The sequence below is a fragment of the Sellimonas catena genome, from assembly GCF_027924685.1.
In the GTDB taxonomy this organism is placed as follows: Bacteria; Bacillota; Clostridia; order Lachnospirales; family Lachnospiraceae; genus Sellimonas; species Sellimonas catena.
In genome coordinates this window covers 63,060-74,744 of sequence record NZ_BSBO01000009.1, presented here as the reverse complement: position 1 = coordinate 74,744, position 11,685 = coordinate 63,060, and the positions used below count along the sequence as shown (strand labels likewise).

Here is an 11,685-nt window from a genome sequence, read left to right as displayed (position 1 = left end):
AACAATGTTAGGAGGAAGGATTCTCCACGGTGGAGATTACAATCCGGATCAGTGGCTGGACCACCCGGAGATTTTTGAAGAAGATGTAGCGCTGATGAAAAAAGCGAACGTAAACTGCGTAAGCCTTGGCATTTTTGCATGGGCTTCGCTGGAACCGGAAGAGGGCGTCTATCAGTTTGACTGGATGGACCGGATCATCACAAGACTTGAAACGGAAGGAATTCAGGTTATCCTGGCAACCCCTTCCGGGGCAATGCCGCACTGGCTCACTCAGAAATATCCGGAAGTGATGCAGGTGCAGGCGGACGGCAGAAGAAATCTGCCTGGAAAGCGCCACAATTTCTGCTATACCTCACCGGTGATGCGTGAGAAAATCACGGCAATTGACCGGGAACTGGCAAAGCGGTTCGGAAAAAGAAGCAATGTGATTCTCTGGCATATTTCCAATGAGCTTGGAGGAAACTTCGCGGATTCCGTTTGTCATTGTGAACACTGCCAGGCGGCATTCCGTATCTGGCTGAAGAAAAAATACGGTACACTTGAGAATCTGAACCGGGCGTGGTGGAATTACTTCTGGAGCCACACCTATACGGACTGGGAGCAGATTCACAGTCCGGTTCCAAACGGCGAGACGACGAGCACGGCTCTTGTGCTGGACTGGAGAAGGTTTGCCACGGAGCAGATGAATGACTTTTACCAGCTGGAAGCACGGACGGTAAAAGAATATTCGGATCTTCCGGCTACAGCGAACTTTATGTACTTTTTCAAAGGGATGGACTACAACCGATTGAAAGAAGGCGTGGATATTATTTCATGGGACAACTATCCGTACTGGCACAAACAGAAAGATGAGGTTCCGATGGCGGTGAAGGCAGCAGTAAATCACAGTCTGATGCGCTCCCTCCTGAAAGCGCCGTTCCTTCTGATGGAAAGCTCTCCGTCTTCGATCAGCTGGCGCGAGGCGAATCCGCTGAAGCGTCCTGGTATGCACATGCTTTCCAGCATGCAGGCAGTGGCACACGGATCGGATTCTGTACTGTATTTCCAGTGGCGGAAAGGACGGGGAGGCTTTGAAAAGTTCCACGGCGCCGTGCTGGATCACAGAAACGGATCGGATACCCGGGTATTCCGGGAGGTGACCGAACTGGGCGAGAGACTATCAGGTCTTGGCGAGCTCATTGATCATACAGTAAACAGGCCGAAAGCCGCCATCATTTTTGACTGGGACAACTGGTGGGCAGTGGAAGATACGCAGGGACCGCGTCTTGACTTTAATTATGTGAAAACGATCCTCAAACACTACCGTGTGTTCTGGGAAAACGGCATTGAGGCCGATCTGGTGGATATGAACGATTCTCTGGAAGGATACAGCCTTGTGGCGGCGCCGTTGAACTATATGTACAAGGAAGGATATCCGGAGCACGTAAGAAAGTTCGTGGAGAACGGAGGTATTTTCGTTAACACCTGCTTCAGCGGTATGGTGGATGACACAGATCTTTGCTTTACCGGACAGTCCCCGCTGGAAGATGTGCTGGGAATCATTCAGGAAGAGATTGACGCGCCGTCTGAGGAATTTGAGAATCAGTTTACCTATGGCGGATCTGTTTATCCGGCACAGTACCTTTGCGAGATCGTACATGCGAAAGAAAACACAGAAGTGCTTGCAGTTTACGAAAAAGATTTCTACGCCGGCTCTCCGGTTGTGACACGCAACAGCTTCGGCAAAGGAGAGGCATACTATCTGGCGGCAGAATCCAGCCTCGATTTCCTGCGGGCGTTTTATCAGGATCTCTTCCGGAAAGCCGCTCTGGAAAACGCGCTTCAGACAAAGCTGCCGTACGGTGTGACCGTGACAGAACGTGTCGGTGACAATGGAAAACGGGTTGTGTTTGTTATGAACTTCAAAAATGAGCCGGTCTGCGTAGAAGGAATCGGAAAATGGACCGATGCGGAAACAAAGGAAGTGTACGAAGGCACACTGGAAATGAAACCGTTTCAGTGTATGATTCTGATTTAATTAGAAAATAGATGGTCCGATCCGGACCGGATTGTGCTACAATAGTAGGAGAGAAAATTTTCAGAAAGGGTGTGTACAGTATGACTCAGGAAACATTAAATTATGTAGTAGAGAAGACAAAAGAGCTGATGGCAGCTCCGTCATGCAGTCAGGAGGCAAAAGATGCCGCGCAGGCATGGCTTGACGCTGTAGGAACCGAGAACGAGGCAGAAGAGACGAAAAAATATATTGCCGAACTCGAAGAAGATATCATGACGCTGGACGGACTGATCGCATTTGCAGAGTCCGAAATGGGTGCTCAGGTATTCGGAGCAGAAAAGACAAAAGAAGTCGCTGCTCATGGAAAAGAATTAAAAGCTGCAGGCAAACAGTACTGTGACTGCCCTGCATGCGCAGCTGTAGAAGCAATCCTTGTGAAGAAGGACGAGCTTTTATAATTTTATAGTGCAACGGAGAGCGTAGAAAAATATCTTCAGCCATTATAAGATGGTTGGAGATATTTTTTTGCACTCCTTGACACCTCATACTTCTCTATTTTATGATAAAAGCATGTTAAAGGATGTGGAAATATGAGCGAAAAACAGTTGATGAGAAGGCTGAGGAAAATCACAGCGGTAGTTGTGGTGATCAGCATTCTATTGTTCCTCGGGGGAGGCTTTATTACATCCTCGCTTGGCCGGGTGCAGAAAGATACCATGACAACGCAGATGATTTCAGAGGCGGAAGAATACAAGGCAAATGTACTGCGTAAAATCAAGATGGATCAACAGACACTCCAGACGCTGGCGAGTTTCTTCCGGTTCAGCAATACGATCAGCATGATTGATACGGATGCCTTCGCGAACGGTCTTTATGAATCGAACCGGCATAACAGTTTTATCCAGATGGGTTATTTTACGGAAGACGGCGATGGAATCCGGGTGACAGTTGATAGAGAGATTAAGAAAAATGTCCGTATGGAAGATCTGGAAGAGGAACTGCAGGCGAGTATCGGAGAGGCGTGGCAGGGGGAGAGCGCGGTGTCCAGAGTCTATGAGGATGCCCGGACCGGGGAAAAGGTTTTTTCCTATGCTGTTCCTGTCTATCAGGGAGACGAGATCACAGGTGTGCTGACTGCGAAAGACAGCATTGAAGCATTTGAAGATATTCTGGATGATAAGACGGCTATGAACGGTTATGGTTATGTCCATATGATCGGAAAGGAAGGGAAGTTTCTGATTCGTTCTAAAAATAAAGTCGTCAATAGAAGAGTGGAGAGTATTTTTGACGGGAACTATATCACAGAGGCAGAAAAGGAGAAAATCCGGGAAGCGATCGATAATGATGAGAGCGTGTTCAGTAAATTCCGGTATCAGGGAACGGCGTATCAGATTTATCTGAATCCGATCGGCCTGAATGGCTGGTACCTTTTCTGTGTTGATACAATGCAGGGGGTGAATGCGCCCATTTATCAGATGATCAATGTTACAAGGGCAATTTTTATCGGAGTCCTTTGTCTGAGCGTATTTCTGCTGATTTATGGGTACCAGATGCTGAGAAAGAATCATAAACAGCTGATTGAGCTTGCTTACTATGACTCTTTGACAGGAGCATATAATACAGTCCGGTTTATGCAGGAGATGAGAGATGTTCTTTCGGGAACGGAGCAGTACAGTGTCTGTGTGATGAATATTCACCAGTTCAAATTTATCAACGAAATTTTCGGACGGGTACAGGGAGATAAACTCCTCTGCCATGTCAGCCGGGTGCTGAAGGAAAGTGTAAATCCGGGGGAATATTTCTGCAGGGATACCGGTGATTTTTTCTGGATGATTCTAAAGGGACAGGATGAAGAAATGATCGGCAGACGTCTCTATGCAATTATGGAAAAAATCAGCCGTTTTTCATTGAGCCAGCATCATAATTATCAAATTATGCTCTATTGTGGAGTAGCAGTACGAAGAGATGATAGTTCAGCCGAGATGATGATGACACATGCAATGTTTGCACTTCAGACGGCAAAGGGAACAGACAGGAATAATGTCTGGTTTTATGACGTGGAGCTTCATAAGCAGGAAACACTGCAGAACTACATCGAAAGTCATATGCATCAGGCGCTGAAGGACAAAGAGTTCCGGATGTTTTTACAGCCGAAGATGGATATGAGGACGGGAAAGCTTGGAGGCGCAGAAGCGCTTGTCAGATGGATTCCAAAAGACGGGACAATCATCTATCCGAACCAGTTTATTCCGCTGTTTGAAAGCAATGGGTTCTGTTCCAGTCTGGATATGTATATGGTGGAAAATGTCTGCAGGAAAATCCGGGAGTGGATCGATGCCGGGATTACACCGGTTCCGATTTCCGTGAATCAGTCAAAGATCCTCTTTTACGAGGAAGACTATGTGGAGAATCTATGTGCTGTTCTGGAACGGTACCGGATTCCGGGCGATCTGATTACGCTTGAGATTCTGGAGGGACTTGCCGCAGGAAATATTGATGAACTCAATGAGAAGATCGATCAGTTAAAGGAGAAAGGCTTCCGCATTTCCATGGATGATTTCGGAAGCGGATATTCTTCTTTTAATATACTTGGAAAACTCCATATCGATGAGTTGAAGATGGACCGGGTATTCCTGTCAGCGATTACGGGGAAAGAAGATGAACGGCAGAAGATTATTATGGCACAGGTAGTGGATCTGGCAAAGAAGCTTCGGATTTCTACTGTAGCGGAAGGTGTGGAAACAAAAGAAAATGAAACATTGATCCGGACACTGGGATGCGGCTACGGTCAGGGATATTACTACAGCAGGCCGATTGATGAGGATGAATTCGACAGGAAGTATATGGAAAAGGGGGAACGGAAATCATGAAGTGTAAGGAAAAAGGAGGAAAGACGTGGGAATACAATCCGGTCTTTCAGACTTTAAATCAGTTTTATAACAATGCATTGACCAGGCGTGACGCACAAAAGGCGGCGGCACTGGTGACAGAAGATGTCTATTTCCTCGGTGCCTCCGAGGTGGTGTTCGGGCGGGAGGTATTCCGTCAGTTTCTGGAAGGGGAACTGAACAGCGTCAAAATGCCGATTCTTTATCAGATTACGGACTACAGGGAAAAGGAGAGGGGGAGCCATTCCTGGGACTGCTACTGCCAGATTGAGATTGCCATGCAGGGGAAAGAACAGCATGAACATGAAAGTATTGCCAGAGTAACTGCTTCCGTCGTGGAGCAAAACGGGGAATACAAGATTGCAGTTCTTCACAGGACACTGTTGGAAGGATATATCCAAAAGGAGGAGAGATTCCCGTTCCGTATTCTGTCAAACCGCCTTGGAAAACCGGATCAGATTTCCAGGCGGGAACTTCTTGACATCATCTGCGAGACAATGCCAAGTGGTGTAATAGGAGGGTACATGGAGGATGGCTTTCCGATTTATATGGTGAATGATAAGCTTCTGGACCTGCTTGGATATACATATGAGGAATTCATGCAGGTCACGGGGGGAAATGTGCTGAACCGGATCTGGAAAAAAGATCAGGAAGAAGCAATTGCCGCAGCAGAAAAAGAATGTCAGGAACATGGGGAATACGAGATTGAATATCGAATGATGAAAAAAGACGGGAATTTTGTGTGGGTTTATGACCGGGGAAGAGTGATCACCACACAGGATGGTCGAAGGGCGGTAATCAGCCTGATCGTCGATATTTCTGAAAATGTGCGTATAAAAAACAATCTGTTTGTAGAATCCGTGACAGATCCGCTGACCGGACTTTACAACCGCAGAGGCGGTGAAGTGATGGTGACACAGAAACTTGGAAGCGGCAAGCCTTATATTTTTCTGATGCTGGATATCGACAGATTCAAGGAAGTCAATGACTTCTACGGCCATCACGAAGGAGACAATGTCTTGAAGTATGTTGCGGAGGAACTGAAGCACTGCTTCCGGCGGGATGATGTGATCATCCGGCTTGGAGGCGATGAGTTTGTGATTTTTGTGCATCCATGTACCAGTATTCCGGCAATCGAAAATAAACTGGCAGGAATCAGCACGGTATATCAGGAAAAAATTGATCAGGAGTACCCGAAAAGCAAATCCTCTTTATCTTTTGGAGGGATTTATGCAGATCATGGAATTCCGTTCGTGGAATTATACAAAAAAGCGGATCAGATTTTATACGGGGTAAAACAGCAGTGTAAAGGAACCTTTCGCATCGTAAATGCAGAGGAAGAAAAAACAGCAGAACAGGAGTAGTTTGATGTTTGGATATGTGACAGTCTGTGAACCGGAACTGAAAATGAAAGATTTTCGAAAGTACAGGTCGTATTACTGCGGGCTGTGTCAGGAGTTGAAGGAAAAATATGGATTTTCGGGGCAGATGACATTGACCTATGATATGACGTTTGCGATTATTCTTCTGACTTCGCTGTATGAGACTGAGACAAAGACAGAACAGAGGCGCTGTAAGGTGCATCCGGTGAAAAAGCAGACGATGAGAAGAAATGAAATTACAGAATATACGGCGGATATGAACCTGCTGCTCGCCTATTATCATCTGGAGGATGACTGGGCGGACGAGAAGAAACCGGCGGCCCTCGCCGGAAAGGGAGTACTCCGGAAAAAGGCAGACAGGATCATTCGAAAATATCCACGCCAGAGCCGGGTGATCAAAAAGGCGCTGCGGGGTATCCGAAAGTGTGAAAAAGAAAACTGTATGGATCTGGACCGGGTCTCCGGGTACTTCGGGCGGATGATGGCAGAGCTTTTTGTTTATAAAAAGGATGTATGGGAAAAAACGCTTCGAAGAATCGGATTTTTTCTCGGAAAGTTCATCTATCTGATGGACGCGTACGATGATCTGGAGGAAGACAGGAAAAAACACTGCTACAATCCGTTCATCAGAATTTGTGAAGAAGAGGATTTTGAAGAGCGGATCCGGGGGATTCTCTGCATGATGATCGCGGAGTGCAGCGCAGAATTTGAAAAGCTTCCGTGCCTTTTGGATGTAGACATTTTGAGAAATATCCTGTATGATGGAGTGTGGAATCGTTATAGATTAATTCAGATGAAAAAGCAGGAAGGAAAGGAACAGGATCATGTCAAAGAATCCGTATGATGTATTGGGTGTATCCCCAAACGCATCTGACGAAGAAGTAAAAAAAGCATATAGAGAGTTAACAAGAAAATATCATCCTGACGCGAATGTAAACAATCCGCTGGCAGATCTTGCAGAGGAGAAGTTTAAGGAAGTACAGGAAGCATATGATGAGATTATGAAAGAGCGTGCATCGGGCGGAAGCTCCGGCGGTTACTCCTACGGGGGCGGTTCATCCTATGGCGGAGGTTCTTCCTACGGCGGAAACAGCAACGACGTTGAGATGCAGGCAGTCTTTAACTATATTAACAACAGACGCTACCGTGAGGCGCTCAATCTTCTGGACAGGATGCCGAACCGGACCGCGATGTGGTATTACGCAAGCGGTGCGGCAAATGCGGGGATCGGAAATCTGGTTGTAGCAAGAGAACATGCCGCACAGGCAGTGAATATGGAGCCGAATAATGTGCAGTACCGTCAGCTGCTAAATCAGATTGACTGGAACAGCAGAAGATATCAGAATAATCCGTACGGAGGCGGATACGGTGGAAACTCATCCTGCGGTACGGGAAATATGTGCTGTGATTTGTGGCTGGCGGATACGCTGTGTGAATGTATGGGAGGAGATCTTTGTTCATGCATGTAAAAGGGAAAATGATGGCGTTCTGCGGTCTGTTCATTGCACTGTCGGTCGTTTGTATGTCTCTCGGAAGCGTGATTGAGACGAATACGCTCTTCCTGCTTGCAGCTGCTTCATTTTTTGTAGGTATTGTAATCAGGGAGTTCGGAATGAGGACAGGAGGGGCCTTTTATGTGGCTGATGTTCTGCTCGGTCTTCTGATTGCACCGAACAAGTTTTATGTTTTCTCCTTTGCGGCGATGGGGCTTTATATCGTGATCATCGAAGCGGCATGGAGATTTCTGGGACGTTCCAGCCGGACACAGCGGCAGACTATTTTCTGGGCAGTCAAATATATGGCGTTCAATGTCATGTATATTCCGATGCTGATATTTTTTGAAGAACTGATTCTGGGCGGGCAGAAACTTTCCCCGATTATGACGGCCGGAATCTGGATTGCAGGCCAGATTGCACTGTTTATCTATGACCGCGCATATGAGTATGTACAGGCCCATGTCTGGACGAAAATCAGAGGAAGAATGTTTTAGAGGGATGCTATTTTTAGGTCTCGGTATACAGTAGTGTACCGGGGCCTTTTTATAATGCCCGGGAGTTTGTTTTCCCGTGTCCGGCTTGACCGGATCTTCAGACCGCGTTACAATTTCGGTAGTTCTATTTTTACAAATGAGGAGTTTTGTGCGATGTACATTGCGGATTTACATATCCACTCCAGATATTCCAGAGCCACCAGCAAGGACTGCACGCCGGAACATCTGGACCTGTGGGCAAGAAGAAAGGGAATCCACCTTGTCGGAAGCGGGGATTTTACCCATCCGGCATGGCGGGAAGAGTTAAAGGAGAAACTTCGGCAGGATGAAAACGGTCTCTATGTCCTGAAAGAGGAATACCGGATCCATGAGGACTCGGCACCTGATCATATGATTCCGCGCTTTGTGATTACCGGGGAGATCAGTTCGATTTACAAGCAGGGCGGAAAGGTGAGGAAAGTACACAGTCTGATTCTGCTTCCGGATCTTCAGAAGGCAGAGATCATATCCAGAAAGCTGGAAGAAATCGGAAACATTCATTCGGACGGAAGACCGATCCTCGGCATCAGCTGCCATGATCTGCTGGAAATCATTCTGGAATTGTGCCCGGAGGCCGTCTATGTGCCGGCTCATATCTGGACGCCGCATTTTTCCATGTTCGGTGCGTTCTCAGGGTTTGATTCCGTGGAAGAATGTTTTGGAGACCTCTCCGGCTACGTGCATGCGGTGGAAACCGGGCTTTCCTCTGACCCGCCGATGAACTGGAGAGTGTCGGCTCTGGACCGGTTCCAGCTGATCTCCAATTCGGATGCCCATTCTCCTGCAAAACTCGGGCGGGAGGCGAATCTCCTGGATACAGAGCTTTCCTATCAGGGACTGAAAACCGCAGTGGAGACAGGAGCGGGACTTCTGGGAACTATCGAATTCTTCCCGGAGGAAGGAAAATATCATATGGACGGGCACCGCAAGTGTGGGCTTTGCCTGAGCCCGAAAGAGACCGAAAAGTATGGCGGAATCTGCCCGGTGTGCGGGCGCAAGATCACGATCGGAGTGTCCCACCGGATTGAGCAGATGGCGGACCGGCCGGAACAGTATCAAAGACCGGGAGCAAAGCGGTTTGAAAGCCTGATTCCCCTTCCGGAAATCATCGGGGCGGCTCTGGGACACAGTTCCGCAAGCAAGGGCGTGCAGAGGGAGTACCAGAAGCTGACGGCAAGACTCGGGGCCGAGTTTGAGATTCTGCGGAATATTCCTGTGGAAGAGATCCGGCATGTGTCCGGCAGACTGATCGCAGAAGGAATTGAACGGCTCCGGGCCGGGAAGGTAACATGGAGCCCGGGATTTGATGGAGAATACGGAAAGGTCCGGATTTTCGATGAGGAAGAGCGAAATGAGACAGACGGACAGATGGATTTTTTCAGTATGCTGGGAATGAAAGAAGAAGTAGGAAAGCAGGTAAAATCCGGGAAGGCGCAGGAGAAAAAAGTGAAGGCTTCGGAGGCCGTGACGACGGAGCGAAAAGAGGCGGACAAAAAGCAGACAGAAGATAGAGAAGTAGCGGAAAAACGGAAGGCAGAAGCTGCCGGAAAGAATCCGGATGGACTTAATGAGAAGCAGCGGAAGGCGGTACATTCGCCGGACAGAAGGACGGCTGTCATTGCAGGGCCGGGAACCGGAAAGACGAAGACATTGATTGCGAGACTTCTGTATCTGGTAAATGACCAGAAGATAAACCCGGATCGGATTACGGCAGTGACCTTTACGAACCAGGCAGCGGGAGAAATCCGGGACCGGCTGCAGCAGGCTGGAGAGCAGGGTAGCAGTTTTGCCGGACTTCAGACGGGAACATTCCACGCCATCTGTCTGCGTTTCCTGAAGGAGCGTGGAGTCCGGGTTCTTCTGGCGGATGAAACCCGGTGCATCCGTCTGGCAGAAGAGATTCTGGCACGATTTGGAATCGACGAAGAGCCGAAGGAGTTTCTGGAACAGGCGGCCAAATGGAAGGAAATGCAGATCATGCATCCGGAAGAGACTGGAGAGAAGGGACAAAAGGAATCGGGCAGGACAGCAGCCTATGAGGCCTATGGGGAAGAAATGGAAGGCCGGGGACTCTTTAGCTTTGAAGATCTGCTCCTGGAGACGGTCCGGCTATTAAAGGAGTATCCGGAAGAGAAAGGATGGCGAAAGCCGTTCGGACATCTGCTGATCGATGAATTTCAGGATATCAGCCCGGTGCAGTATGAACTGATGAAAGAGTGGAACCGGGGCGGAGAAAGCCTGTTTGTGATCGGAGACCCGGATCAGGCGATTTACGGATTCCGCGGGTCGGATGCCCGCTGTTTTGAAAGACTGCATCGGGAATTTCCGGATCTTAGCATGGTCCGGCTGGAGGAAAATTACCGGAGTACGCCGCAGATTTTAAACAGCTCCCTTGCTGTGATTTCCGAAAATCCGGGGGAAGAGCGGATTCTTCATCCAAACCAGAAAGACGTCGGGCCGGTCCGGATGTTAAAGACCGGCGGAGAAATGGCTGAGGCCATCGCGGTGGCAAAAGAGATTGGACGCATGGCAGGCGGGATCGGAATGCTGGAGGCCCAGCGAACGTCCGAAGAGAAAGAACGGAAAATCCGAAGTTTCCACGAAATCGCAGTACTGTACCGGACACACCGGCAGGGAGAACTTCTGGAAACCTGTCTGAGAAAAGAAGGAATTCCGTACGTGGTATCCGGAAGAGAATCCTTTTTAAAAGACGAGACTGTTCGCCGGAGCACAGCCTTCTTCCGGTACCTTCTGGATCCGGAACAGACGGCGGCAAAAGAAGAAGGAAGCCTTCTGTTTGCAGACGGAGAAGGAAATCCCCTTGGCAGTCTGCTGTTTGAAGAGACGGCACAAGTCTGGAAAAAGAAAATCCAGGAACAGAGCCCGGCAGAACTTCTGAAAGAATGGATCCAGGAGATGGGAATGGAGACGAACAAAGCCATGGAAAAACTATCCCGGATGGCAGTATGCTATGAAACGATAGAAGAACTTCTGACAATGCTGGAACTTGGAGTGGAAAGCGATCTGAAACGCTGCGGGGAGAAACAGTATACCGCAGAAGCAGTGACACTGATGACCCTCCACGGCTCCAAAGGCCTGGAATTTCCGGCAGTGATTCTATATGGAGCAGAACAGGGAAAAATTCCTCTGGAAAACGAATATTACGAGACGGATTTCGAAGAAGAACGACGGCTCCTTTATGTCGGAATGACAAGAGCCAAAGAAGAACTGATCCTCACATCCGCAGGCGAAGAAAGCCCGTTTCTGAAATCACTCTCCGGTGACCTGCTCCAACGAGAAACAGCCGACAGGAAAAAACAACAAGAACTCTGGCACCAGATGAGCCTGTTCGAATGATATTCATTGGGGACGTGTTCCGGCGTTTCGGAA

Annotated in this window: 8 protein-coding genes; all 8 read left to right on the top strand. The window is 48.4% G+C overall.

Annotated features, from left to right (window positions below; genetic code table 11):
- Nucleotides 1-4: 4 nt before the first annotated feature.
- The 8 genes from Selli1_RS05890 (at nt 5) to Selli1_RS05855 (ending at nt 11,652) form a co-directional block, all read left to right on the top strand.
- Nucleotides 5-2,017, top strand: a complete 2,013-nt coding sequence (locus Selli1_RS05890; RefSeq protein WP_281872485.1) for a beta-galactosidase — start codon at nt 5-7, stop codon at nt 2,015-2,017.
- Between the two features lie 80 nt (nt 2,018-2,097).
- Complete coding sequence (locus Selli1_RS05885) at nt 2,098-2,454, top strand: molecular chaperone Hsp90 (RefSeq protein WP_281872484.1); 357 nt, start codon at nt 2,098-2,100, stop codon at nt 2,452-2,454.
- A 132-nt stretch (nt 2,455-2,586) separates the two neighbouring features.
- Nucleotides 2,587-4,866, top strand: a complete 2,280-nt coding sequence (locus Selli1_RS05880) for a bifunctional diguanylate cyclase/phosphodiesterase (RefSeq protein ID WP_281872483.1) — start codon at nt 2,587-2,589, stop codon at nt 4,864-4,866.
- Nucleotides 4,863-6,248, top strand: a complete 1,386-nt coding sequence (locus Selli1_RS05875) for a diguanylate cyclase domain-containing protein (RefSeq protein WP_281872482.1) — start codon at nt 4,863-4,865, stop codon at nt 6,246-6,248. Before Selli1_RS05880 ends, Selli1_RS05875 begins: the two co-directional genes overlap by 4 nt.
- 4 nt (nt 6,249-6,252) lie before the next feature.
- The gene (locus tag Selli1_RS05870) at nt 6,253-7,110 is read left to right on the top strand and encodes a DUF5685 family protein (RefSeq protein ID WP_281872481.1); all 858 of its coding nucleotides are present in this window, start codon (nt 6,253-6,255) and stop codon (nt 7,108-7,110) included.
- Nucleotides 7,091-7,735: a DnaJ domain-containing protein gene (locus Selli1_RS05865; protein WP_087168988.1), complete on the top strand. Its 645-nt coding sequence runs from the start codon at nt 7,091-7,093 to the stop codon at nt 7,733-7,735. The genes Selli1_RS05870 and Selli1_RS05865 overlap by 20 nt, the downstream gene beginning before the upstream one ends.
- The gene (locus tag Selli1_RS05860) at nt 7,726-8,256 is read left to right on the top strand and encodes a hypothetical protein (protein WP_087168989.1); all 531 of its coding nucleotides are present in this window, start codon (nt 7,726-7,728) and stop codon (nt 8,254-8,256) included. Before Selli1_RS05865 ends, Selli1_RS05860 begins: the two co-directional genes overlap by 10 nt.
- 153 nt (nt 8,257-8,409) lie before the next feature.
- Nucleotides 8,410-11,652: a UvrD-helicase domain-containing protein gene (locus Selli1_RS05855; protein WP_281872480.1), complete on the top strand. Its 3,243-nt coding sequence runs from the start codon at nt 8,410-8,412 to the stop codon at nt 11,650-11,652.
- The last annotated feature ends 33 nt before the right edge of the window (nt 11,653-11,685 follow it).

Bases quoted from the DNA above. Each gene is read 5' to 3' on its own strand.
- Selli1_RS05890 (WP_281872485.1), top strand. From the start codon at position 5: ATGTTAGGAGGAAGGATTCTCCACGGTGGAGATTACAATCCGGATCAG.
- Selli1_RS05885 (WP_281872484.1), top strand. From the start codon at position 2,098: ATGACTCAGGAAACATTAAATTATGTAGTAGAGAAGACAAAAGAGCTG.
- Selli1_RS05880 (WP_281872483.1), top strand. From the start codon at position 2,587: ATGAGCGAAAAACAGTTGATGAGAAGGCTGAGGAAAATCACAGCGGTA.
- Selli1_RS05875 (WP_281872482.1), top strand. From the start codon at position 4,863: ATGAAGTGTAAGGAAAAAGGAGGAAAGACGTGGGAATACAATCCGGTC.
- Selli1_RS05870 (WP_281872481.1), top strand. From the start codon at position 6,253: ATGTTTGGATATGTGACAGTCTGTGAACCGGAACTGAAAATGAAAGAT.
- Selli1_RS05865 (WP_087168988.1), top strand. From the start codon at position 7,091: ATGTCAAAGAATCCGTATGATGTATTGGGTGTATCCCCAAACGCATCT.
- Selli1_RS05860 (WP_087168989.1), top strand. From the start codon at position 7,726: ATGCATGTAAAAGGGAAAATGATGGCGTTCTGCGGTCTGTTCATTGCA.
- Selli1_RS05855 (WP_281872480.1), top strand. From the start codon at position 8,410: ATGTACATTGCGGATTTACATATCCACTCCAGATATTCCAGAGCCACC.